Genomic DNA, 24469 nt, shown 5'->3' with positions numbered 1-24469 from the left:
ACATAAAGTTAAACATCCGTTTAACTGAATATAATATTTCAGCCTACCACATGGGCTAAAAACTTATTATAATCGAATATTAGGCGGTTTCGAGAGATAATCCTTATCTTTGCAGTTAAAACTTTACTATAAATGTCAAACAGAAAGATGATTACGGCAGCTTTGCCCTATGCAAACGGTCCGGTTCATATAGGACATTTGGCAGGTGTGTATATTCCTGCGGATGTCTACGCAAGATTTCAGAGGAGGCTGGGAAAAGATGTAGCGTTTATCTGTGGTTCAGATGAGCATGGGATTCCTATTACCATAAGGGCAAAAAAAGAAGGAGTAACGCCTCAGGATATCGTAGATAAATATCACGAAATCATCAAAAAATCTTTTTCAGACCTGGGAATTTCTTTTGATGAATATTCCAGAACAACTTCTAAAAAGCATTATGAAACCAGTCAGGATTTCTTCAAAGTTCTTTATGAAAAAGGGAAATTTACAGAAGAAATTTCTGAACAGTATTTTGATGAACAGGCCGGAGAATTCCTGGCAGACCGATATATTGTAGGAACATGCCCGAACTGTGGTAATGAAAATGCTTACGGAGATCAGTGTGAAAAATGTGGTTCTACCCTGTCACCTTCGGAATTGATTAATCCGAAATCGATGTTGAGCGGAAATGTTCCGATTCTTAAGGAAACCAAAAACTGGTATCTTCCTTTAAATGAATACGAAGACTTCTTAAACGAATGGATCATTGAAGGCCACAAAGACGACTGGAAACCGAATGTATACGGACAGGTTAAATCATGGTTAAATGACGGACTGAAACCACGTGCCATGACCAGAGACCTGAACTGGGGAGTTCCGGTTCCGCTTCCGAACGCTGAAGGGAAAGTGCTTTATGTTTGGTTTGATGCGCCTATCGGATATATTTCTTTTACCAAAGAATGGGCAGAGAAAAACGGCAAAAACTGGAAAGATTACTGGCAAAGTGAAGACAGTGATCTGGTTCACTTTATCGGAAAGGATAATATTGTGTTCCACTGTATTATTTTCCCTTCGATGATGAAGGCTCATGGTGATTATATCATGCCGAAAAATGTTCCTGCTTTCGAGTTCTTAAATCTTGAGAATGATAAGATCTCAACATCAAGAAACTGGGCGGTTTGGGCACATGAATATGTGGAAGAATTCCCTGGACAACAGGATGTTTTAAGATACGCACTTCTTTCGTCTGCTCCGGAAACAAAGGATAATAATTTTACGTGGAAGGATTTCCAGACTAAGAATAATTCTGAATTGGTAGGAATCTTCGGAAACTTCATCAACAGAGTTGCTGTTCTGATTCATAAATATTACGATGGGATTGTTCCTCAGGGAGATATAAACAGTCCTGAATTGGGAGAAATCAATAAAGCTGCTAAAGAAATTTCAGGATTTTTAGAAAACTATGAATTCAGGAACGCATTAACTGCATTGATGAATCTTGCCCGTTTTGGAAATCAGTACCTTCAGACTGAAGAGCCTTGGAAAACCATTAAAGACAGTCCTGAAAAAGCGTCGCAATCGTTATTTGTAGGTGCTCAGCTGGCTGTTGCTTTAGCTCAGTTATGTGAGCCATTCATGCCGTTTAGCTCTGAAAAGTTATTAACAATGTTCAATGCTGAACAGGTAAGCTGGAATGATGTTGAAAACAAATCTGTTTTAATAGAAGCTGGTCACAAAATCAATGAAGCTTCTCTTCTTTTCTCAAAAATAGAAGATAGCGTAATTGAGGCCCAGATTGAAAAACTGGAGCAAACAAAACAAAATAATAAAAAAACAAACCCTAACGCCAACCCTATGAAAGAAGAAATCTCTTTTGATGATTTTGCTAAAATAGACCTTAGAACAGCAACTATTTTAGAAGCTGAGAAAGTGGAAAAAGCAGATAAATTACTGAAATTCAAAGTAGATACGGGTGTAGATATCAGAACTGTGGTTTCAGGTGTTGCAGAAAGCTTCACACCGGAAGAACTGGTTGGAAAGCAGGTAATGATCTTATTAAATCTTGCCCCGAGAAAGATCAGAGGAATTGAATCCCAGGGAATGTTCTTATTAACAACAAAACCGGACGGAAAACTGTCTTTCGTAACACCGGATGACAATAATGTAGAAAACGGTATTGAAATAGGATAATCTAATGCTCAGATAAAGAAAAAGACACATGAAAATCATGTGTCTTTTTTATTTTCTCCCTTGTCATTGCGCTGTTATTTCTTAGTCAGTTTTGCAAGATAAGAATCTTCATCCTGAAAAACTTTTTCTATTGCAAAACCATTATTTTCGGCTGCATTTTTCAAGGTTTTAAAATCAAGATAAAGCCATTTGATCGGATCTTCGGATTCACTTTTGTAATGAACTACATAATCCAGTTCGCCGTAATAACCTCCTGCAGGAATATAAACACCTCCGTCCTCATCACGGTCAAACATATATAGAATATCCGTGCTGTCGATCAGGATTTGTCCGTTATCATTCAGTAAGGTAAAAAGCTTTTTAAGGTAAATATCAATTTTTTCCAGGCTTTCAAAGATTCCTGTTCCGTTCATCAGAAGCAGAATAGTATCAAAAGTTTCCCCAGAAAAATCCAGCATATTCTCACATACTGCTTTTTTAATTCCTCTCAGCTTGCAGACTTCGATAGATTTGGGTGAAATATCCAGTGCCAGAACATCAAGATTTCTTTCATTCTGAAGATATAGAGTGTGGGAACCTGCTCCGGCCCCAATGTCCAGGGCTTTTCCTTCCGCAAGTTTCAGTGCTTTCTGCTCAATATGATTCATCTCTTCAAAATCCCTGAAAAGATACTCTACCGGCAGTTCGTCCAGCTCTGAGATTGAAGTTTCAGTCTGCAAATCTTCAGGATTTTCGTTGTGAAAATAATCCCAGATTGCTTTGCCCATTAAATCTTTCATGTGTTGACTTTAAAAGTCGCAAAGATAAGAGTTTTTTGATGATGTGGTTGTGATCCGGGGTTCGGGTTTAGAGTTTCGTGATGCGTGGTGCTTAAAGCTATGACCATTTGTTATTAAGATTCACTATTTATCTTAACATCCGGCTAAAACCAAAATTCAGAACATCCATTAAAACTGCGGCTAAAACTCGCAACCCGTAACTCTAAACACGAAAACCTCTACCCCATCGAATCCTTCTCCTTATGCCTGTCCTTTTCTGATTCATTTTCCGCCACACCGGCTTTCCAGTAAGAATAGGCATTAAGCTCCTGTGCTGTCCAGTTCTTTTCTTTTCTGAGATAGGTCCGGATTTCTTTAACGCTTGAAAATTCAGCTGCAACATAACCGAATTTAGAAGTTTCCGGGATCATAATACTTTTGACAGTATTGGCCATTTCACTGCTGATATGTGGTGTGGAATTATGCAGCCATATAAATTTAATATCTGCTTTGGTTTCAAGGATCTGTTCATCTTCTTTCCCGTGGACTTCAATGATACAAATGCCTTTTGCCGTTTCAGGAAGGGTCTCCAGCATGGCACCCAGAACTGGGATTGCTGTGGCATCTCCAACAAAAAGATACCATTCGGCTTCGGGATATAGTTCTTTTGCTTCCGTTCTCATCATAATGCCTAATTTTGCACCAGCTCCGGATTCTCTTGCCCATTTTGATGCCGGACCTCCATCACCATGGTCAACAAAATCAATGATCAGCGTATTATTTTCAAGATCAATTCCGCGATGGGTATAGGTTCTTACTGAAGGAGCCACTTCTTTGGGTGGATAAACCCACTGGCGGTTTTCATCCAGAGTTGGAAAATGAATTTCATCCAGACCTTCAGGCGGAATGGCTATTTTGTTATTATCTCCTATGGTGGTATTTTTAAATAAATGAGTTTCAAATGAATACAGGTAAACCCTGATATAATGATCGGTGATATATTCTTTTCTTATCATTTCAGCAACAATCCGGCCGGTTGAAATTCTTGACATATATTTTATTTTGTATCACAAATTTAATTTTATTTTGTCTAAATAAAATTAATTTAAGTAAAAAATGTAAAGCTCCACTACAAAATATAGCAGAGCTTTACGGATGAAAAACAAGGTATCTTTAAACTGCAGGCCCGGCTGCGTCTTTTATTTCTTCCAATAGTTTCTTTCTTTCGCGAAGCCTTCTTCTTGCGATTACAGATTTACCGCCAAGAACCCTGATAAACCGCAAATACTGAAACCTTTCTCTTCCGAAATGATGTGTCATAACATACAGCAATACACCAAATCCTGTTAAAATAATATATCCGAAAATCTTTTTGCCGGAAACAATGATGGCATTGAGCTGAAGTGTTTTCATATTGGATGCTAACGTTTGTGGAGTAACCGTCATTCCATCAATGTATACTGCCAGATCCCCGACTACTGTTATCTGAAAGCGATACTGAAACCAGGAATACAATGCCGAAAAGAATCCTACCGCCAGAAATGTTCTCCATACCAGAACCAATCCTATAGCTGCCAGCATATCATCCAGTTCAAGCTTATCAAGGGTGTAGAACCATACAGAAATGAACAGTGAGCACATTCCGTATCCTTTTAAAAACATCGGCAGGTACCAGTTCTCATAATTGAACTCCAGGACCATTGAAAAGTACATGATCAGTGCATATCCCATCATCGCTGAAAATCCTGAGAATATGTACATTTTCAAGGGTATTTCCTTTTTAAACCAGAATACTGCTGTAATTCCTGCCAGAATAATTCCCGGGATCATAAGCATATTCAGGCCGGCATTTGTAAGCTGGTCGTATCCGAGAACTCCTACTGCAAAAGTATTCTGAAGAGAAGTTGTTCCCAGGAACATTCCCAACCACAACAACATAAAAAGCCCGTGCTGCACATTGTTTTTTGTAAAAATTTTGAAGGACAGATAAGGTCTTTTCAGGGTAAACTGGCGAACTACCAATAAAGCAAAACTTACAAAAGCGGCAATGCTTGCATTCATAATATTCTTCGAATTCCACCAGTCCTGCTGTTTCCCAAATGAAAAAACATAAGCGGAAAACATGAATGTTGAAACGAACAATATGATACTCATCCAGTCGATATAATGCAACGGAACTTTTAAAGCAAAATATTTATTGTGCATAAAGATCCAGTGAATCAGAGCCAATATAAAACATAATACCGCAGCAATAACATAAAAATGCTGCCAGTTGTAATTAATGGAAACCACCACCGCATAATAGGCTGCAACCTGATTCATCACTAAAACAAAGGTGTAGAACAGACCATAAAACATTCCCCTGTTTCCAATCATTGCCATTAACGGGAGAAACAGCTCAATAGTCACCATCATTTTCAAAAACCCTATAAAAAGTGCCGTAAATACGAAAACCATAGGCTGCACCGTAGTTCCGTTGATATAACTCAGAAGTCCTAAAAGCACAAGAAGCAATGTCATTTTATCTCTCACCTTAAATCTCATTTTCATTCTGAGAACAATCGGCATACAGGCTCCCATTCCTATTGTTGTGGCATAATTGGCCCACATAAAATATTCTGTCATAGCCCCGGTACCACCTACCAGATAACTGATATTCCCGGTATATACCCCGCCAAGCGGCATTACAACGGCTAATAACAGCACGATAAGCAGCAATTGTATCGGTTTGGGTACCCAATCGTTATATAATCCTTTGTTGTACATGAATTTAAAAGTTAGAGGTTAGAGGATTGGAGTCAGAAGATGGAAGTTACTTTTCGTCAAAGAAATCCCTATTCCTCCAAAAAAAGAAATTAAATGCAAAAATTTAAAATTAGTAAAGGATGCCAGAAGTCTTTTCTACATCTGCATGAACTTCCATCTTCAGACCTCCTGCTTCCCTTCTTAAATCTTTTAATCTCTCAATTCTTAAATCTTTCAATCCTAATTAATATTCACATTCATATTCATTCCCGCACTCAGCTTTTCCAGATCTTCCTTTTTATTGGAAGCACTGAATTCTATTCTTACAGGAATTCTCTGCTGTACTTTGATAAAATTACCTGTGGAATTATCCGTAGGAACACTTGAATACCTTGAACCTGTTGCTGCGGAAATGGCGGTTACCACACCTTCAAATTTCTTTCCTCCCAAAGCGTCGGCAGTCATTGTTATCTTCTCACCTATTCTGATATTCGGCATCTGGCTTTCAAGAAAATTAGCTGTAACCCATTTCTGACCATTCAGGACGATGGTGGCTACCTGTTGTCCCGGCTGTATCAGCTGTCCTTCAGAGATTGTTCTGCGTCCCATAATTCCGTCATACGGTGCAGTGATTATGGTATAGGAAAGATTGATCTTTGCCATATCCAATGCTGCTTTTGTTCTTTTGATCTCTGCATCGTTGATTCCTAATTTACTTTTAACTTCGGTCGTGGAAAGATTTGCCGACTGTTTCTGATTCACCAGCGTTTCATAGGCTGCTTTCTGGGCATCATACTCAGTTTTTACCTGATCGTACTGCTGTCTGGTGACTGCTTCTGCAGCAAGAAGGTTTTTATATCGGTTTAAATTCTGTTCGGCATTCCATAATCTTGCTTTTGCTCCTGCAATATTGGATTCCATTACACTTACGTTATTGGAAACGGTATTTACTGATGAGCTTGTTGCGGATCTTTGTGCCAGTGCATTCTGATAAGCTGCTTCTGCCTGACCTAGCTGGGTTAGCAGTTCATTTTTATCCAGAATAACGAGTGTATCCCCTTTTTTAACCTTCTGATGTTCTATGAATTTTATGTCTTTGATATAAGCGGAAACCCTTGTATTGATTGGATTAATGAATTCTTCTACCTGAGCGGCTTCCGTATACGTTTTATCCCCGATGTGAAAATATTCACGGACAAGCCAGAAAAGCCCGAATCCTATGATCAGAAATACAACAATATTGGAAATTACAGCTCTGATTTTATTCTTTCTGTTCTGTTTCTTTTTAACAGCAGCTCCTGATTGTGCCGGAGCGGCCTGGGTATTTTGAGTGGTTTGTTCCTTGTTTTCCATTATCTTGATTTTCAGTTTTAAAAAATTAAAGTGTTCCTGCTGCTTTCAGCAAATTATAATACTGGTAAAGCACATTGATCTCGGCATTGGCAAAATCCAGCTCCGACTGAAGTTTTTGGTTCTGGGCATCAATCATTTCAGCCTGTACAGCCAGTTGGTTTAAATATTTGGCTTCTGTGATCTTGTAGTTTTCTTCTGCCAGTCTTTTAGAATCGTTCAGAATATCTGCCTGTTGGATGGACTCCTGGTATTTTACATAAGCAGCATTCACCGCCATATCCACATTCTGCTGAACCAATGTTACCGCATCACCGGCCTGTGTTTTCTGCAATTCCCCCAGCTTTACTTTTTCTTTGGTTTTATATAAATTGTCAATATTATAACTTAATGAAACACCTGCCTGCCATCCACCGGAATACATATCCAGAACCGGATTTCTAGTTGTAATTGGCCGTTGTAAAGTATATCCTCCAAACCCGGAAAGTGTCGGCAGCTGATCTGTTTTAATGATTTCAATGTTTTTATCAGCAACATCAATACTTTTCTTTGCAGATTTCAGCTGGGGATTGCTGTTGTGGGCAAGATCCAGATAATAATCCATGCTGATGCCGGATTCTTTATTGTTAAGACTTTCAACGGGAACAATTTCTGTTTCGGAAGGAAGTCCCAGAGCAATATTTAGATTATAGTTAAGGATCTTCTTGTTATTTGTAAGCGTCAGAATTCCCTGATCCAGATTTTTAATTGCAAGTTCACCACGGATTACCTCATTACGGGTCACCATTCCCTGCTGATAGAATTTCTGAATATTTTTCAAACGTTCCTGAGCCAGTTTTCTATTATTCTGAAAAACGGTTTCCTGGTTGAATATCTTATAAACATCCAGATAATTGGAGATCACGAGAAACTTTACATCCAGTTTATTTTTTTCCAGATCCAGTTCAGAAAGCTGTTCACGAAGTCCGGCCATTTCAATGGATTTGTTCACCAAACCTCCTTTAAAGATCAGCTGGGTGGCCTGTACGGCATAAGAGCTTCCGTAATGAGGCATCGGAATATTCGTTGAGTTGGAAAAATCTTTATCAATCGCTACAGCATCGCCTAAATAAAATTGGCTCGTAGAAGCGGTAATATTAGGAAGCTTCTGGAGTTTTGTAATATTTGTATTCTGTTTTGCAATATCAATATTCTGTGCGGCCACTTTTAACTGCTGGTGGTTTTTCACAGCCATTTCTGCTGCTTCACCTGCGGTCATCTGTTTGATTTCCTGAGAAAAAAACAGCGCAGGGAATAAAGCTATCACGAATGATAGTGCTGTTTTTATATTGTTTGTCATTTTACCTTGTTTTACGAAGGCAAAGTTACGGCTGCAACAAATTCAAACAAATGTTTGAATTTTGGAAAAAGATGTTCAAATGTAAGATTTCAATTTTCGAATTGATGTCTGTACTGCCTTGGGCTTATTTCCAGATGCTTCTTGAAAAAATGGGAAAACGCATACTGATCACTAAAACCGAGGATGGAAGAAACCTCCGAAACCGGTTTATTTGAAGAATTCAAAAGTACTTTTGCCTCATTCATTACAATTACGGCAATAATCTGGCTTGCAGACTTTCCTGTAATGGATTTCACAACAGAGGAAAGATGTCTGGTTGTAATTGACTGCCGCTCCGCATAAAACTCAACAGATCTTTCCGTCATATGATGGTTTGAGAGATCTGTAAGAAATACAAACACAATTTCTTCCTGCCTTGACATCTGGTTCATAGAATTATTGTCTTCCTTGGAAATAATTCCGGCCATCTGATAACAGAAAACAGAGAAAAGATGCTCCACCATTTCTTTTTTATAAAGCATCTCCGTATCTGAATCCAGGATGTATTTAAGGAAATTAACACTTTTCCAGACCACTTCCATTTCATTTTCAGGGAAAGGAACTCCTTTATTCATCTGCTGCCGGAAATAGCGGTACGTAATGAGCCTGTTGAATTTCAAAGATAATGCGGAAATAAATTCTCTTTTATAAGAAACCATCCTTGACTGAAAGTCTCCGCTTACGGAAACCATTTCATACACCGTCTGAGGATCGGTTACCATAAACATATTGGCGGAAAGCTCCAGATCACTGAAGTGCTGCCGTAATTTTATAGTTCCGGATTTAATAAAAATAAATGCAGGATTTTCCGGGCGGAAAGGCTTATCCGCAGAAATTCTCTCGAAAATATTGTGCTGGGTAAAGATTTCAACACCGAATTTTTCTAAGGCTGACATATCACAAATGTAACCAATATATTCTGCGTTGACAATATTCTAGTCCTCCAGAGAGTATACCGCAAAGCTTGCCAGCCAGTGATCACCGCCATAATTCCCCTGAAATAAAAGAGGAAGTCCGTTAGCCAAAAATACATCTGCTGTTTTCTTAAAAGTTTTTTTCAAAGGATGGCTATTGGGAAGCGCTTTCGATATCCCTTTCATACACCATGCTTTTGAAAAGGAAAGTCCTACAAGATGAACGGTCTGGTAATCACTCAGATCACTTACAACCGGAATTTTCTCAATATTCTCCAAGCTTCTTTTTTCGTAGAAATTGTTAAGCCAGAGTACAAATTCTTTCTGTGGCAGCACTCTTCTCATGAGGTCGGCAATTTCAAGACTTGGCGAGAAAAAATCAGAGCCGTCCGGTTCCAGATAGGCAGGTGTTTTCTGATCTTTACTGTAAAAGTATTTTGCTTTTTCTTTCAGTTGGTTTTCGAATTCTTTGTCGTTATTTGCAACAGCCCAGTCTATGGCAAATGCCAACCCGAATGCCGTATTGGGATGGACTCCGGTTCTGTTAGGATAGGTTTGCTTAGGAAGATAGGCTTTCCATGATTTTAAGATCTGATCCGTGAGAGGTTTCAGGTTTTCATTCCACTTTTTAGCTTTGGTATTATCCCACGTGGTTAATTCTTCATCAAGCTTTAGCAGCCAGGCCCAGCCATAGGTTCTTTCGAAGGTAGTGGTTAGTTGATATTTTGTGAAATAATCTGCTTCCGCCTGTAAATTTTCTTTACTTAATGAATTGTCCAGAATTTTTTCAATGTCTTTCGCATTGGCCAGATCCGGCTTTGTCTTCAACAGTCTTACCAGCATCCAATGTCCGTGAACAGAGCTATGCCAATCGAAACAGCCATAAAAGCTTGGGTGAAGGTTTTTTGGTGTCAAGATAACTTCGCCGGCATTATTAATGATATGCGCTGTTTTGTTGGGATATTCCTGATTGATACAGTGAAGAGGTTTTTCAAGTAATTTAACTGCCATTTCATCAGTCAGTTTGGGGGCTTCCTGAGCGTACATCAAGAATGGAGAAAATACGAATGCTAAAAGACTTTTTTTCATTCATTAAAAATAGAAAATAATTTAGATTTCAGACCGCATTCAAACTTATTAAAAATAATTAAATGACAAACATTCCAATAAAAACATATGAATTTGAAAAAAAATAAAGATTTAAGCATAATTTTTGATAAGATTCATTAAAAAATATTCATGAAAAAATTATTTTTACCTTTATGCATACTTCTTTTGATGAGCGGATGCAAAAAATCTGAGCTGGAAGCTGTAAATTCTCCTGCAGCGAAGACCGTATCAGAATACAAAGTAGCTGAAGATGCCTATCAGGTTGCTCCTCCTAAAGAGATGACTGAAAAATTGCTTCCAGAAGTGAATAAATCCCCTCAATCACAGATACCGTCGAAGAAAATTGACACTATTACTAAAAAGGTCATCAAAAATGGGAACATGAGAATCCAGGTAGGAGATATTAAAAAAGCCCAGAACCAGGTAGGAGACATCATAAAGAAAAATGATGCTTACATCCAAAATGAGCAGTTTCAGAATACAGACACGGATGATAATCTGGATCTGGTTATCCGTGTACCACACAAAAATTTCGATGTACTGGTCAATTCATTTTCTGACGGAGTGGGATCTGTTTTAGCCAAAAATATTTCTTCTGATGATGTCACTGAAGAATACACAGACATTTCCATTAAGCTGGCTAATAAGAAAATTTATCTTGAAAAATACCGGGATATGCTTAAAAATGCTTCCACCACTAAAGATATGATTGAGATCCAGGAAACGATCCGCCAGCTGGAAGATGAGATTGATGTGGCTGAAGGCAGGCTCCGTTTCATTGATGACCGCGTGAATTACAGTACCCTCAATCTTAGCTTATACAAAGAAAAGGTAAGAAGTTCTTCAACCTCAAAAGTTGGTTTCGGAAGCCGTTTTGCAGATTCTGTAACGGAAGGCTGGAACAGTTTTATCAGTTTTCTGCTAGGAATTATCTCATTCTGGCCATACCTTCTCATTATTCCACTCATCATTTTTCTATGGAGAAAATGGAAAGCAGGACGAACAAAAAATAATTAGTTTTAATGACATAATAAAAATCCGGGCATCAGTGATGCCCGGATTTTTACTGCATTATCTACAATTTAAGCATTGAAATGATTCTTAACAGTTTCAAGCACCTGTTCATCCGACATTTTCTGTGCTGTATCCAGCTTTATATCAAGATTTTTAAACTGAGCCGTATCATGGAGATATTTCTTAAGCTCTTCCTGAATAGTCCCGGGACCTGTAATATAAACTTCCTGGGAATTGGTCAGAAGATGTTCCACTTCTTTGAAAAATTTTGCCCGGTTGGTACGTTCTGCATTGTTAGCCGCATTTTCACTTGAATTTCCATGCTGTATTTCTGCTTTCACAGGACTGCAAAGGAAAAATTTGAATGCATTCTGAGCATCGTGATTCTTTACAACTACTGCTTTTTCTGTATCAATCCAGATTCCTGCTAATTTCTTGTCTGACATAATTTATTTTTTTTGGTGTTATACACGATGTAAAACAAGAATGGTGCAAAGGGAATGTTAAGGGCTGTTAAATGTTTTTTGTGAAAGAGTTACGTTGATGAAATGCTTAATTAAATATTTTATAGCTCCCGAAGATCGGGCAGATTATGCAGATTTTTTATGAACTAACTGATAGCCATTTATAGCGGCTCAAGAATAAATCTTGCAATAGAGTCATTTAAAATATTAGATTTGGCAGAAGATAAAACACAAACAAATGAATGAAAACGAAATTTCTTACATCGTAAGAAAATGTATCTTTAATGTGTACAATAAGCTTGGTCCCGGTCTCCTTGAAATTGTTTATCAGAAAATTCTTATTTATGAATTAGAAGAAAATGGACTTGATGTAAAGTCCGAATTGGCAATTCCTATTTCTTATGATGATAAAGAATTTGACCTTAATTTCAGAATTGATATTTTGGTTGAGGATAAAGTAATTCTTGAACTTAAATCTGTAAAGAGCTTAGAGGATATTCATTTTAAACAGCTAAATACTTATCTGAAACTTTCGGATAAAAAGTTAGGATTGCTGATTAATTTTAATACGACTAATATTTTGGATGGTGTGAAAAGAGTGGTTAACAATATTTAGCCTCTTGCAGATTTAGCAAATTATGCAGATTTATAATATTCATAAAAAAGGATCTGCTCGATCTGCCAAATCTGTGAGAATAAAAAAAATAGGCATAAAGTAATAGAAGTAAATTCTACCTTATTAACTATTAATCTGAAAAACTACTTCCCCAGGACAAATACTGCCGGAATTTTGTGAAGTTCCGGTTTTGCTTTTTTCCAGTCATTGATGGTCTTTGTCTGGATGAATTCATGTTCCGGGTCGTTGATATTGGCAGCAATACAGAGTTTTGTATTCGGAGATAAAAATTTGGTAAGGTCTTCGAAAAGCTGGTTATTTCTGTACGGAGTTTCCATGAAAATCTGGGAATATCCCGTTTGCTGTACCAGGCTTTCGAGGCGCTGAATCTGTTTTTTCTTTTCTCCTTTGTCTATGGGAAGATAACCATGAAAGGTAAATTCCTGGCCGTTAAATCCACTGGAAATTAAAGCTAAAATAATAGATGAAGGCCCTGAAACAGGCATCACCCTGATATTTTTCTCATGACACCATTTCACAATCAGGTTTCCGGGATCTGCAATACATGGAAGGCCAGCTTCAGAAAGGAGCCCGAAATCCTGTCCTTGCAGCATCAGGGTCTGAGCTTCTTTGATATCCGCATTTTCAGTGTATTTATCCAGTAAAAACAATTTCAGATCTGCCTGTTTCTTTTCAGGAGCAAAGAATTTAATAACTTTTCTGGCCGTTTTTTCATTTTCTACAAAAAAGTAATCCGTCTGCATGATATAATCCTTCAGAACGGGTGAAAAATGAGTAATAGAAGTGTTTTCTGATAAATAAGCCGGGAGTAAAAAAAGCATCGTATTGTTTTTAGTTCTTTCTTTGAGTTGTAGCTGAGATCAGCTGGTTCTTAATAATATTGCAACCTGTATCAAGCAATTGAAAAACTTCTTCAAAATCTTTCAAATCTCCCCAATACGGATCAGGAACTTCAGCATTTTTGTGATTTCCCGCAGCTTCTAAAAATAATGATATTTTCAGTCGCTGTTCTTCATTACTGGCTTTTGAGATCACATCTTCGTATACATCAATGTCCATACAATAGATCTTGTCAAAGGTATCAAAATCAGCTTTGGTAATGGGCCTGGATTTCTGTTTTGAAATATCAATCCCGTGATTCGCAGCCGTTTTAATTGCTCTTTTATCAGGATGCTCTCCTTCATGCATTGAAATTGTTCCCGCTGAATCTACGATATAGCTTTCCGGAACTTTTGCCTTCATAATGCCTTCTGCTAAAGGGCTCCTGCAGATATTTCCGAGGCAGACCATTAATATTTTCATACCAGTTTATTATAATTGAGAGATTGAAAGATTAAAGGATTTCATGATCATTCTTTTCTGCAGCAAAACTAAATAAAAAATGAAGAATACCACTATTCTCCATTTCAGTTTATTAAGATTAAATTATTTTCTATTTTTTAATTCTTTCTGCAAGATCTTTAACGTACTTCTTTACTTCTTTATCAATTTTTGATACATCTTTAATGGTATCACAGGCATACATTACCGTTGAATGGTCTTTTCCGCCCATTTCCTCACCGATTTTTGTAAAGGTAGCGTTCGTTAATTCTTTTGAGAAATACATTGCCAACTGTCTTGGAAGAGCAATTTCTCTTTTTCTTGTTTTTGAAAGAAGCTGTTCTTTTTTAATTCCGAAATAATCGCACACCACTTCCTGAATGTAAGGAATATTGATGATTTTCTTCTGATTAGCAGCAATCTTATTAATCGTATCTTTCAGTAATTCAAGGCTCAGATCAGTTTTATAAACAGTTGAGTATGCAATTACAGAGTTGATTACCCCGATAAGCTCTCTTACATTGGTCTTAGCTTCTGCAGCAAGGAAATCAAGCATATCACCAGGAAGAACAATTCCGTCTCTGCTTAATTTGTCTACAATGATCTGTCTTCTTGTAGAAAGGTCCGGAGATTTGATTTCAGCAGAAAGTCCCCATTTGAAACGGGAAACAATTCTTTCCTGAATATCCATGATATCCGCAGGTGCCTTATCAGATGTAAGGATGATCTGCTTTCCGTTCTGGTGAAGATGGTCAAAAATATGGAAGAAACTGTCCTGTGTGGCAGATTTACCCGACAGGAACTGAATATCATCAATGATTAGAACATCCACCATTTGGTAGAAGTTGGCAAATTCTGTCTGCTTATGTGCTTTAGCTGCCGAAATGAACTGCTGGATGAATTTTTCAGAAGACAGATAAAGAACTACTTTATCCGGAAACTGATTTTTCACCTCAAGCCCTACCGCCTGGCCTAAGTGGGTTTTTCCAACGCCATATCCTCCGTGAAGGAATAATGGGTTGAAAGCCGTTGCTCCCGGTCTTTTTGCGATTGATCTTGCTACTGTAGCAGCAAATTTATTGCTTTCTCCTTCAATATAATTATCAAATGAATAATCAGATTTCAGGTTGGAATCTATATTTACTTTTCTTATTCCCGGAACCACAAAAGGGTTTACAATATTGGCAGAGAATCCCTGCGGCATTGTTTCCTGCATTTTTGGGGTAGGAACACTTTTTCCCTTCATGTTCATGGTTACTGGCTTTTCCTCACCGGCAGGCCTGTTTTCCATGACAGAGTACCATAATTTCACACCTTTTCCAAGATTTTTCTTCAGGGCAGCAGAAAGCAGGGATAGGTAATTATCCTCGATATATTCCTTGTAAAAATCGCTCGGCACTATAAGCGTAAGGTTATTGGCAACCAACGAAAGTGGCTGTACCTTATCGAATAGCATGTCGAAGGATTTTTCAAGCTTCTTAAGATCAGAATTGTCTTCAGCTGCATTCAAATTATCCCGCATGAACTGAAGGCATTTCTGCCATATCATCATTAAATTTTCATCCATATTTATGCCCCGATTAAATCTTTGTTAGTACTTTTTTTAGAAGGAAGACAAAGGTCCAATTTTTTCTTTTTAAAAAAAAATATTGCAGGTATTGATTATTTAAAAATATATTTGTATGTGTAAATAAGGACTAAAAATGATACATACAACACACTCATTACGAGTACGTTACGGAGAAACAGACCCTATGAAATATGTGTACTACGGAAACTATGCAGAGTACTTTGAAGTTGGAAGGGTGGAACTCTTCAGAAGCATAGGAATCTCATACGATGAAATTGAAAACCAAGGAATTTGGCTGCCAGTTTCGGATTATAAAATAAAGTACATCCGTCCTGCCCTGTACGATCAAAAATTGGAAATTCACACGTATGTAAAAAAAATTCCGGGCGTAAGAATTGAATTTGAATATGAAATCTTCAATGAAGAAAAGGTGAAGATTACGGAAGCATCCACTACCCTGTTCTTTCTGGATGCAAAAACCAGCAAGATTATAAAATGTCCGGATTTCCTGATGAAACTTATTGAAGAGAACTGGCAACATTAGAAAACAGCAGATGATGGGCTACAGGCAAAATGTCATTAATGAAACACGTTTGTTTTTAAACTAATTTGCATCTTTGTACTTCCAATATAATTCTACATTGATATATTAAGATAATGAAAATTGCATTTTTGGGTCCGCATGCAAGTTTTACCCAGCTTGCAGCCACGCAGCTTTTTCCGGATGAGGAACTTTTACCACAGGCCAATATTCTGGACTGTTTTAATACTGTTAATAGCGGAGAAGCTGAAAAAGCTGTTGTTCCCTTGGAAAATTCTATTGAGGGAACAGTTTCCATGACACTGGATTACCTCTATAAAACACCGGCCATCAAAATTGAAGCAGAAGGTGTGATGCCTATTGCGCACCATCTGATGATTCATCCCGATCATAATCCGGAAGATATAGAGAGAATATTTTCGCATCCACAGGCTTTGGCGCAAAGCTTCCATTTCCTGGATACCCACTATAAAGAAGTAACAAGACAGGATTTTTCTTCTACCGCAGCCGCAGCAAAATATGTTTCAGAAAATAAAGATTTGAAAATAGCTGCTGTAGCAAATCAGTTTGCCGCCAATTTGTACGGGTTGAAAATTATTCACCGGAACATTCAGGATTTTGAGCAGAATCACACCCGTTTTATTGTTATTACCAAACAACAACCTGCTTACCACAATACAAACCTTGAAATTTTGGGAGAGAAATCCGGTATGCTGATCAATCTTCCGGAAGATCATGCGGGTGGACTTCACCAGGTCCTTTCCGTTTTTGCCTGGCGAAAAATGAACCTCAGCAAAATTGAATCCCGGACACTGAAAACCGGCCTTGGAAACTACTTCTTCTTTATCAATGTGGTTGGAAAATGGGAAGAAATACTTCACGGGAATGCTCTTTTAGAGCTTAAATCGATTAATGCGGAGGTAGATTTTTTAGGAAATTATAAAGAATTCCTCCTCGAAAGTTAAGAAATATACATATACTGAAAACCTACACTGCCTTGTTTAGAGCAGTGTTTTTTTTGCTCACTATCAGCCTGTAACATCACAACACCTGGAAAAATACTGACACAATTGCAGTTCAATTTGTCATGAAAAGTGACAGTATAAAAGATTCTGGAAAAATAATTAATTCATAATACAGGGATATATTTAAAATAAATTATTACTTTTACCCCAATATCATTTCAATAATATTCAAACATAACATGATTTACAAATAATATAAAGTTAATAATAAATTTACATTTAAAATATTCACACCATAATCAATAAATAATTGAATAAATTGTAAAACAAGGCATGATTTTTGCTTTATTTATTCAGAAAACTAATTAAAAAACTTACTCATGAAAACGAACATCTACAGCTTATTTCTAGCTTTATTTGCAATGCCTGTATTTTCCCAGGTTGGAATTAATACACCTACCCCAACTGCAACATTAGATGTAAACGGAACTGTAAAGATCCGTGATACTCCTATGGTAACGGCACTGCCGGGATATGAAATTATGGCAGTAAACCAGGGAACATTCCAGGTTGCCAAAGTAGATCCCCAGGTAGTTATTGATGCTGCTTCCGCAGCAGCGAATACCAATTCTTCTGTGTATGCCGCGAAGAAAACTTCCGGAATTACTTTGATCAGTTTAGGTCTTTTCCCAACAGGATTCAGGGCCGTAAATTTCCTTGCCGCCGAAAGATCAGTAGGATCTGCCAGTTTATTTTCCGATACGGATAACACATATACCATTCCATCTAACGGGGTATATGCCGTAGGATTTTCTTTCCGTTACGGAGCTGGTTTGCAGGCAGCTATCCTCACCAATACTCCGGGAATCGGTATTTTCAGAAACAGAGCAGGAGTAGGCACCCTGATTGACAGCCGTTCTTTCAGTGGTCTTACAATTCCACTTGTTTTAAGCTTAACGATTTCCGAAAGTAGCATCAATTCCCTATATTCATTCCAAACCGGAGACAAAATTTCATTCGGGCTTACAGGATCTTCAGCTCTTGAAGCTGGATTATTAGGAACCAGTGTTGGATCCTTTTACATTTACAAAGTATCAAATTAAGAACGCAATTTAATCACTCTGCACGGTTAATCCATCACAGAATATGTGGTGGATTAATTTTTTATCCTGTTACATTTAGTTTATATTTGATAAAAACTAAAGAATGAATGGAGTTTTTCTAACCATATTAATCATAGCAGTCATTTTTTTTATCTTCAACAATCTTAATAACAAGATCAGGAAGCTTGAGAAGGAGATTTTTGATTTGAATTTAAAAATCAACCCACCTCAACAGAATACAGATACCCGACAACCGATAATTAATGAAGAAAGCACGGTATCCCAACCGGCACAGACTATTACAGCTTCCATGAAAAACACTCCGGATGAACTGCCTTCAGAACCCCGGAAAGATTGGCTGGAACCTGTTTTTGATTTTTTAAAGCAGAATATCCTTACCATTATCGGTATTTTCACTCTTGTTCTTGGAATTGGTTATTTTGTAAAATACGCTATCGATAAAAACTGGATCGGAGAAACTGCCAGAGCGGGAATAGGACTGGCTGTTGGCGCAGGAATTATGCTCACGGGACATTTTCTCAGAAAGAATTATGCTGTTTTTGCATCCATCATCACGGGAGGCGGAATTGCCGTTCTGTACTTCACTACAACCATTGCATTCCGGGAATACCATTTGTTCAGTCAGAATACAGCATTCTTCATTACAACTTTGGTTACTATAATTTCTATTCTCCTCGCCTATTATTATAAAAGTGAAGTGCTGATTATTTTCGCCCTGTTTGGAGGATTTTCAGCTCCTTTAATGATCAGTACGGGACAAAGCAATTATCTTTTCCTTTTTACCTATCTTACCCTCCTGAATACAGGCATGCTTACCACTGCATTTCTAAAAAACTGGAAAAGCGTGGGATGGATCTCTTATATTTTCACCAGCATTTATTTATTCTTCTGGACGGTAAAACAACCTGAACTCCTCAGTATTGTCTTTTATATTATCAGTTATATTATTTTCTACATTTTTGCCCTCCAGGATTATATCAAGAAAAATATACTTTCCCCGTGGGATACTTTAATGCTGGTGCTCATTAATTTTTCCGGCATTATCGGTTTAGTTTATATATTCGATAGATTAAGCTATGAGCCGGTAATTATTTTCCCTCTTATTTTTGCTGCTGTTAATGCTTTACTGCTTTTAAGAGAGTATGGAAAAAAGAGTTTTGGCTTCAGTTACTCTATTTTTGCAGCACTTACGGTCAGCCTGGTTACTGTAGCAGTTGCTCTGCAGTTCAAGAGCCATCTTATTACAAGTGTTTGGGCCATAGAAACTACCCTTCTTCTTTATCTGTGGAAAAAAAGCGGACATGATATTTTCAAAACATGTTTTTATGTACTCTTTCCTCTTGTTATTATTGCACAAATCATAACATGGTCAGAATACCTGAATAAAGACAATATGAGCATTGTATTTAATCCTGTATTTCTAACCAGTCTTGTAACTGTTACTACAACTATTGCCAATCTTTTCCTGTTAAAAAAGATAAACGAAACCCTGAAACAGGAAAACAGCTTTTTTGAAAACATTTTTGCCGTTGTAAGTTATGGCGTTATATACATTGCCCTTCTGCTGGAAATTACTTATCATATTTCGGATATGCCCTGGCCCGCCATTACAAGTATTGGTCTTCTTTTCAGTATTTATTACATTTTTGCACTTATGATACTAAAGAAAAAACTGGGTATTGGCGGTATTATTCAGACGGGGCTTATTTACCTGTTCCTGCTTCTTATTGTTCTGAATGCATCATTTGCAGCCTCAGCAGTAGTTACGGCCGTTTTACAGAAAAAACTTACATCCGGTTTTTATATGATCCACCTTCTTCACTGGATTCCTTTTGTATATGTGTTGTGGAGTTCGGTTTCCCATTTGGATTTCTATAAAACAAGGATTTCTTACTGGATGATTTCCGCTGCACTTGTTATTGCTATAAGCTGCGGATTCTATCATACTTATATTTTAAGCTCTGTTAATGACATTTCACATATTTATGAGGCGAAAGAACATTTCAATATCCTTTATCTTCCGATTATATGGACTATTCTTGCAAGCATTTTCATCTATATCAGCCTGAAAAGAAACATTTCCGAATACAGCAGAATAGGATTTGTACTTATAGGCATCATGGTATTGAAACTTTACAGCTATGATGTATGGCAGATGGATAATATTTCCAGAATTACCGCATTTATCCTATTGGGAGTTATTTTACTGTTAAGTTCTTTCACGTTCCAAAGATTAAAAAATATCATCAAAAATATGGTTGATAAAAAGGAAGAAGAAAAAGAGGAATAAAGTTTAAGGAAGAGGGAGGCGGGAAGAAGGAAGAAATATTCTACGATAATTTAACTGTAGTTCAATCATTAAATTATTTGTGATAACTGATATTAAATTCAAAATCAGTAAAGTTATTGAAAATCAATTTTGATGGCCAGTTATCCTTTCTGTCTTCCCTCTTCAAGCTTCCCTCTGCATATCAAATCATTTTCTAAAAAACTATTATTTTCAAAGAATATTTAAAATATCATAAAAATTCATTCACATTTTATAAAAATTAATTATATTTATCCAGTTTTTAACAGTTACATAATCCGGTTATGAAAAAAATAATCTATTCTTTTTTAATTTTATCATCTGTAGCATTATCTGCCCAGAAAAATCCTTCTGTAAAGTTTGCAGTAGCGAATGATGCTGTAGGAACAGTAGGCATGTTCAATGCAAGAAAAGCCATCGTTCAGAGTTCGAGCATTTATAAAAGCCCGGCAAGTTTGCCTCAGGGTTTAAAAAAATACGGCTTCATTGCAGAAAAAGGCCTGACAGAATTTAAAATCAAAAATGGCTATGAAGGCCTGGATGTAATTTCTTTAGCCCAACTAAACTCACAGTACGGAGTGCCTGAAAACACACCGGTAATTATTGAAGGCTATGAGTTTTCTGACAGCAGTACAAAGATCTACGGTGATATGATGGGAAATGTGGAAGTGAAGGACAACAACGGAAGAAAAACAGTATTCCTGAGCACAAGCGCATTAAAATAGGCAATACATAAAATTATACAATAAAAAAGGATACTTTTGAAGTATCCTTTTTGTTTTTTCAATATCTGTCATTCCATTTTTTCTTAAGTTCTTCGTAGATTTTCTTTTCCGTAGCATTGTCCCCCGGCTGGTAAAGCTTTGCATTCCTGATTTCCTCAGGCAAAAAGTCCTGTTCTACAAAATTTCCTTCATAGGAATGAGCATATTTATATTCTTTACCATAATCAAGGTCTTTCATAAGCTTGGTTGGTGCATTTCTCAAATGCAGGGGCACAGGGAGATTTCCGGTTTGCTTTACAAGAGCCAGTGCATCATTAATAGCCATGTAAGTAGAATTGCTTTTAGGGGACACGGCAAGATAAACGGCTGTTTCACTCAAAATAATCCTTGCTTCCGGATTCCCGATCACATTAATTGCCTGGAAACAGTTGTTTGCAATCACCAAAGCGTTCGGATTGGCCAATCCTATATCTTCAGCAGCTAGAATAAGCATCCTTCGCGCGATAAACTTGATATCTTCCCCACCCGCAATCATTCTTGCCAGCCAGTAAACGGCACCGTTCGGGTCACCGCCACGCATGGATTTTATAAAAGCAGAGATAATATCATAATGCTGCTCACCGTTTTTATCATAGAGCGCCATCGTTTCCTGCAGAACAGCCAGAACATCTGCATTACTGATCTCTTTTGTGTCTGAATTCCTGTACTGGTTGAGAACAAGCTCTACAGAATTGATCAGCTTTCTGGCATCTCCACCCGAATACTGTATGAAAGCTTCTTTTTCTATGATCTTAAAACCGGTTCCCTCATCTTTATTGTAGCTCTGTAAGGCAATATCTATAAGTTCTTCAAGTTTTTCATAACTTAAGGCTTTTAAAACATACACCTGGCTTCTTGACAAAAGTGCGGACACCACTTCAAAACTTGGATTTTCCGTAGTAGCGCCAATTAATACGATCCATCCTTTCTCAACAGCATGCAATAATGAATCCTGCTGGGATTTATTGAACCTGTGGATCTCATCTATGAATAAAATGGGAGACTTTCCTGAAAACAGGTTTTGCTTTTTAGCGTCTTCAATTACATCACGTACATCTTTCACCCCTGAAGAAACTGCCGAAAGCTTATAAAACTTCCTGCCGGATTTTTCAGAAATGATTTCAGCCAGCGTTGTTTTTCCGGTACCGGGAGGGCCCCAGAAAATAAGGGAATTCAATGTATTATTCTCGATCATTTTCCTGATCGTGCCTTTTTCACCGGTAAGATGTTCCTGGCCAAGAACTTCGTCAAGGGTTTTAGGTCTTAATTTTTCGGCTAATGGTATATTTTGGCTCAAGATAATTTATTTTTTGGGTAAATGGATTCAGGTTTCTGATCCCTGAAACTTATAACAAAATTAAACTAATTTTAATTTTTTTACCCTATTTTTGCATTGTTTTGAAACTTACATTCAATAAAATCATCAGTTTTCCTTTGGTAATTTTGATCAAATTTTACCAATGGTTTATTTCGCCCCTACTTCCCAAAAACTGCCGTTACGAACCTACCTGTTCCCATTATATGGTGGAAGCCCTTCAGGTACATGGCATATTCAGGGGATTGCGGATGGGAATAAAAAGAATTTCAAAATGCCATCCCTGGGGAGGCAGCGGTTACGACCCTGTTCCACCGAAAAAATTAAATCAGTAACAAACTATTAAATTAATAGAAATGAGTAATCTAATTTTCAGAATTTACCTCATCGTATTTGCATTTATTACACAATCTGCTTTCGCACAGAATTACCCCGGAGGCTTATCGGACGGTACTCTTAAAGTAAATGGAGGCAGTGTCCCGGTAAAGATCTACTCTACCACAGAAATAGGTGACCTGAATGCTTTTCCGGACAAAACTACGGACAGCAATGTTTTGGTTATCCTGAATGAATCGAATTTTGAACCGGCCTACTTTAATTACAGTGTTAACACTTTAGATAAATACAAAGGGCTTCACTATCAGTTTTTTGATAAAAATTTTAAAATAGTTGACAGCTCTCCTACCAAGGAAAACATCAGCAGTTTCAAATATGCTGTAAAAACAGCAAAACCTATTAACGGTACTGATAGTGTAACACTGGAGACTTCTTTTAAAATCTGGGACCCTGCAAAAGGTATTAAAATATGGTCAAGCACATTGCATTTCTACAGCTTGATGTTTGTTTTTGCTTTCGGTTTTGGTTATCTTTTAATGTCGAAGATCTTTAAAATTGACAATGTAAACCAGAAATACCTGGAACCGCTTTTTACCTGGACATTAATCGGAACTATCCTGGGAGCGAGATTAGGCCACGTTATTTTTTATCAGCCTGAACTGTTTAAAGAGGATTTCTGGAGTGTATTTTTACCGATAAGCACTAAAAACGGAATTAAATTTACAGGTTTTGCAGGACTTGCAAGTCATGGCGCAACGATAGCCTTGATTTTCACCACTTTATATTATTCATTTAAGATCATTAAGAAAAATCCTTTCTGGGTGTATGACAGACTTGGAATTGTGGTTGCTTTAGGTGGCGCATTTGTAAGACTGGGGAATTTCTTCAACTCTGAAATTGTAGGAAAAGCCGTTGACCCGAACTCTCCTCTTGCTATACTTTTCCCACAGCAAAGCAGTGAATACGGTCCAACCGTTCCGCGCTATCCGGGGCAGCTTCTCGAAGCCATCGGATATGTATGTCTTTTCATTTTATTATGGATTCTATACAGAACAACCAATAAAAAATACCAGCAGGGATGGCTGTTTGGGCTGTTTTTCATTATCCTTTGGGCAATCAGGTTCTTTGTTGAATTCCTGAAAGAGCCTCAGGGAGATGAGTTTATTCACATCGGCGGCCTGAATACGGGACAGGTACTTTCCATTCCGTTTATGATTGCCGGAGTTGTTATTATGATTATTTCAAAAAAGTTTAAAATTACCCAGGCAGAAAACGAAAAACCTGAATAATTACCAACCATAGAAAAAAATTAAAGCGTTTCAGAATTCAACTCTGAAACGCTTTTTTATTCATTAGTCCGGGCTCTGACAGTCTCAACATTCCAGGGATGAAAACCAAAATATATAAAAAGAGGAAATAAGATAAAAACTATTCCCGCAGAAGCCGGCAACATGTTTCAGGCTTATAAACTACAGTCATTTCATTCTTATTATAATAAAAACTGCCCCATTTCTGCGGCAGACATTGTAAAACTTTAAATTCAGACATTAAAGTATTTATTTTATAAATCTTTTTAAAAGTTTTACCTCTAACCTGATTTTGAAGGGGTACAGTGTTAAAATTTAAAATACACTTTGAAATGGTTAGGTTAGAGGGTAAAACTATCTTATCAATTATCTGTTGTTTC

General features: G+C 37.3%; 22 protein-coding genes. 10 read left to right on the top strand and 12 right to left on the bottom strand.

Features of this window, described 5'->3' with window-relative positions:
* Positions 1–132: 132 nt before the first annotated feature.
* A complete protein-coding gene (metG, locus tag HNP36_RS02835) occupies positions 133–2169 on the top strand; it encodes a methionine--tRNA ligase (protein ID WP_184160628.1) in 2037 nt (678 codons plus the stop codon).
* A 74-nt stretch (positions 2170–2243) separates the two neighbouring features.
* Here metG and HNP36_RS02830 read toward each other — a convergent pair whose 3' ends face one another.
* From HNP36_RS02830 to HNP36_RS02800, 7 genes are all read right to left on the bottom strand, one after another.
* Complete coding sequence (locus HNP36_RS02830; protein WP_184160630.1) at positions 2244–2948, bottom strand: class I SAM-dependent methyltransferase; 705 nt, start codon at positions 2946–2948, stop codon at positions 2244–2246.
* Between the two features lie 218 nt (positions 2949–3166).
* On the bottom strand, positions 3167–3979 hold the full coding sequence (locus HNP36_RS02825) for a siderophore-interacting protein (RefSeq protein ID WP_184160632.1): 813 nt from the start codon (positions 3977–3979) through the stop codon (positions 3167–3169).
* 121 nt (positions 3980–4100) lie between these two features.
* Positions 4101–5693 carry an MFS transporter gene (locus tag HNP36_RS02820; RefSeq protein ID WP_184160634.1) on the bottom strand — a complete coding sequence of 531 codons (1593 nt, stop codon included), beginning with the start codon at positions 5691–5693 and terminating at the stop codon, positions 4101–4103.
* Between the two features lie 219 nt (positions 5694–5912).
* The gene (locus HNP36_RS02815; protein WP_184160636.1) at positions 5913–7025 is read right to left on the bottom strand and encodes an HlyD family secretion protein; all 1113 of its coding nucleotides are present in this window, start codon (positions 7023–7025) and stop codon (positions 5913–5915) included.
* A gap of 25 nt (positions 7026–7050) precedes the next feature.
* On the bottom strand, positions 7051–8361 hold the full coding sequence (locus tag HNP36_RS02810; protein WP_184160638.1) for a TolC family protein: 1311 nt from the start codon (positions 8359–8361) through the stop codon (positions 7051–7053).
* Between the two features lie 89 nt (positions 8362–8450).
* Entirely contained in the window at positions 8451–9296 is an 846-nt protein-coding gene (locus tag HNP36_RS02805) for a helix-turn-helix domain-containing protein (protein ID WP_184160640.1), read from the bottom strand.
* A 39-nt stretch (positions 9297–9335) separates the two neighbouring features.
* Complete coding sequence (locus tag HNP36_RS02800) at positions 9336–10403, bottom strand: DUF2891 domain-containing protein (protein WP_184160642.1); 1068 nt, start codon at positions 10401–10403, stop codon at positions 9336–9338.
* Positions 10404–10553: 150 nt separating this feature from the next.
* Here HNP36_RS02800 and HNP36_RS02795 point away from each other — a divergent pair, with 150 nt between their 5' ends.
* Complete coding sequence (locus tag HNP36_RS02795; protein ID WP_184160644.1) at positions 10554–11441, top strand: DUF4349 domain-containing protein; 888 nt, start codon at positions 10554–10556, stop codon at positions 11439–11441.
* A 65-nt stretch (positions 11442–11506) separates the two neighbouring features.
* On the opposite strand, the gene HNP36_RS02790 is transcribed toward HNP36_RS02795, so the two are convergent.
* On the bottom strand, positions 11507–11884 hold the full coding sequence (locus HNP36_RS02790; RefSeq protein ID WP_184160647.1) for a hypothetical protein: 378 nt from the start codon (positions 11882–11884) through the stop codon (positions 11507–11509).
* Between the two features lie 256 nt (positions 11885–12140).
* On the opposite strand from HNP36_RS02790, the gene HNP36_RS02785 reads away from it, so the two are divergent.
* The gene (locus HNP36_RS02785; protein WP_184160649.1) at positions 12141–12518 is read left to right on the top strand and encodes a GxxExxY protein; all 378 of its coding nucleotides are present in this window, start codon (positions 12141–12143) and stop codon (positions 12516–12518) included.
* A 143-nt stretch (positions 12519–12661) separates the two neighbouring features.
* On the opposite strand, the gene HNP36_RS02780 is transcribed toward HNP36_RS02785, so the two are convergent.
* From HNP36_RS02780 to dnaA, 3 genes are all read right to left on the bottom strand, one after another.
* A complete protein-coding gene (locus HNP36_RS02780) occupies positions 12662–13360 on the bottom strand; it encodes an SAM-dependent methyltransferase (protein WP_184160651.1) in 699 nt (232 codons plus the stop codon).
* Between the two features lie 10 nt (positions 13361–13370).
* Positions 13371–13841, bottom strand: coding sequence for a low molecular weight protein-tyrosine-phosphatase (locus HNP36_RS02775; protein ID WP_184160653.1), 471 nt, complete (start codon positions 13839–13841; stop codon positions 13371–13373).
* A 130-nt stretch (positions 13842–13971) separates the two neighbouring features.
* Positions 13972–15426 (bottom strand): chromosomal replication initiator protein DnaA, encoded by a 1455-nt coding sequence (gene dnaA / locus HNP36_RS02770; protein WP_184160655.1) that lies wholly within the window; start codon positions 15424–15426, stop codon positions 13972–13974.
* A 136-nt stretch (positions 15427–15562) separates the two neighbouring features.
* Between dnaA and HNP36_RS02765 the strand changes: the two genes are divergently transcribed.
* From HNP36_RS02765 to HNP36_RS02745, 5 genes are all read left to right on the top strand, one after another.
* The gene (locus HNP36_RS02765) at positions 15563–15973 is read left to right on the top strand and encodes an acyl-CoA thioesterase (protein WP_184160657.1); all 411 of its coding nucleotides are present in this window, start codon (positions 15563–15565) and stop codon (positions 15971–15973) included.
* A gap of 113 nt (positions 15974–16086) precedes the next feature.
* The gene (gene pheA / locus HNP36_RS02760; protein ID WP_184160660.1) at positions 16087–16935 is read left to right on the top strand and encodes a prephenate dehydratase; all 849 of its coding nucleotides are present in this window, start codon (positions 16087–16089) and stop codon (positions 16933–16935) included.
* A 380-nt stretch (positions 16936–17315) separates the two neighbouring features.
* Positions 17316–18038 (top strand): hypothetical protein, encoded by a 723-nt coding sequence (locus HNP36_RS02755; RefSeq protein WP_184160662.1) that lies wholly within the window; start codon positions 17316–17318, stop codon positions 18036–18038.
* Positions 18039–18141: 103 nt separating this feature from the next.
* The gene (locus tag HNP36_RS02750) at positions 18142–20349 is read left to right on the top strand and encodes a DUF2339 domain-containing protein (protein ID WP_184160664.1); all 2208 of its coding nucleotides are present in this window, start codon (positions 18142–18144) and stop codon (positions 20347–20349) included.
* Positions 20350–20651: 302 nt separating this feature from the next.
* Positions 20652–21092, top strand: a complete 441-nt coding sequence (locus HNP36_RS02745; RefSeq protein WP_184160666.1) for a hypothetical protein — start codon at positions 20652–20654, stop codon at positions 21090–21092.
* A gap of 58 nt (positions 21093–21150) precedes the next feature.
* Here the strand turns inward: HNP36_RS02745 and HNP36_RS02740 are convergent, their stop codons facing one another.
* Positions 21151–22428, bottom strand: a complete 1278-nt coding sequence (locus tag HNP36_RS02740) for a replication-associated recombination protein A (protein ID WP_184160668.1) — start codon at positions 22426–22428, stop codon at positions 21151–21153.
* A 101-nt stretch (positions 22429–22529) separates the two neighbouring features.
* Here HNP36_RS02740 and yidD point away from each other — a divergent pair, with 101 nt between their 5' ends.
* Together yidD and lgt are read left to right on the top strand one after the other, a co-directional pair.
* Positions 22530–22781 (top strand): membrane protein insertion efficiency factor YidD, encoded by a 252-nt coding sequence (gene yidD / locus HNP36_RS02735; protein ID WP_184160670.1) that lies wholly within the window; start codon positions 22530–22532, stop codon positions 22779–22781.
* Between the two features lie 423 nt (positions 22782–23204).
* Positions 23205–24071 carry a prolipoprotein diacylglyceryl transferase gene (gene lgt / locus HNP36_RS02730; RefSeq protein WP_317168968.1) on the top strand — a complete coding sequence of 289 codons (867 nt, stop codon included), beginning with the start codon at positions 23205–23207 and terminating at the stop codon, positions 24069–24071.
* Positions 24072–24469: the final 398 nt, after the last annotated feature.

Source organism: Chryseobacterium shigense (assembly GCF_014207845.1).
In the GTDB taxonomy this organism is placed as follows: Bacteria; Bacteroidota; Bacteroidia; order Flavobacteriales; family Weeksellaceae; genus Chryseobacterium; species Chryseobacterium shigense_A.
Note: the sequence above shows the minus strand (reverse complement) of the source record. Positions and strands in the feature narration are given on the sequence as shown.

Coding starts and splice junctions, on each gene's coding strand:
- metG (WP_184160628.1), top strand. CDS start 133: ATGTCAAACAGAAAGATGATTACGGCAGCTTTGCCCTATGCAAACGGT.
- HNP36_RS02830 (WP_184160630.1), bottom strand. CDS start 2,948: ATGAAAGATTTAATGGGCAAAGCAATCTGGGATTATTTTCACAACGAA.
- HNP36_RS02825 (WP_184160632.1), bottom strand. CDS start 3,979: ATGTCAAGAATTTCAACCGGCCGGATTGTTGCTGAAATGATAAGAAAA.
- HNP36_RS02820 (WP_184160634.1), bottom strand. CDS start 5,693: ATGTACAACAAAGGATTATATAACGATTGGGTACCCAAACCGATACAA.
- HNP36_RS02815 (WP_184160636.1), bottom strand. CDS start 7,025: ATGGAAAACAAGGAACAAACCACTCAAAATACCCAGGCCGCTCCGGCA.
- HNP36_RS02810 (WP_184160638.1), bottom strand. CDS start 8,361: ATGACAAACAATATAAAAACAGCACTATCATTCGTGATAGCTTTATTC.
- HNP36_RS02805 (WP_184160640.1), bottom strand. CDS start 9,296: ATGTCAGCCTTAGAAAAATTCGGTGTTGAAATCTTTACCCAGCACAAT.
- HNP36_RS02800 (WP_184160642.1), bottom strand. CDS start 10,403: ATGAAAAAAAGTCTTTTAGCATTCGTATTTTCTCCATTCTTGATGTAC.
- HNP36_RS02795 (WP_184160644.1), top strand. CDS start 10,554: ATGAAAAAATTATTTTTACCTTTATGCATACTTCTTTTGATGAGCGGA.
- HNP36_RS02790 (WP_184160647.1), bottom strand. CDS start 11,884: ATGTCAGACAAGAAATTAGCAGGAATCTGGATTGATACAGAAAAAGCA.
- HNP36_RS02785 (WP_184160649.1), top strand. CDS start 12,141: ATGAATGAAAACGAAATTTCTTACATCGTAAGAAAATGTATCTTTAAT.
- HNP36_RS02780 (WP_184160651.1), bottom strand. CDS start 13,360: ATGCTTTTTTTACTCCCGGCTTATTTATCAGAAAACACTTCTATTACT.
- HNP36_RS02775 (WP_184160653.1), bottom strand. CDS start 13,841: ATGAAAATATTAATGGTCTGCCTCGGAAATATCTGCAGGAGCCCTTTA.
- dnaA (WP_184160655.1), bottom strand. CDS start 15,426: ATGGATGAAAATTTAATGATGATATGGCAGAAATGCCTTCAGTTCATG.
- HNP36_RS02765 (WP_184160657.1), top strand. CDS start 15,563: ATGATACATACAACACACTCATTACGAGTACGTTACGGAGAAACAGAC.
- pheA (WP_184160660.1), top strand. CDS start 16,087: ATGAAAATTGCATTTTTGGGTCCGCATGCAAGTTTTACCCAGCTTGCA.
- HNP36_RS02755 (WP_184160662.1), top strand. CDS start 17,316: ATGAAAACGAACATCTACAGCTTATTTCTAGCTTTATTTGCAATGCCT.
- HNP36_RS02750 (WP_184160664.1), top strand. CDS start 18,142: ATGAATGGAGTTTTTCTAACCATATTAATCATAGCAGTCATTTTTTTT.
- HNP36_RS02745 (WP_184160666.1), top strand. CDS start 20,652: ATGAAAAAAATAATCTATTCTTTTTTAATTTTATCATCTGTAGCATTA.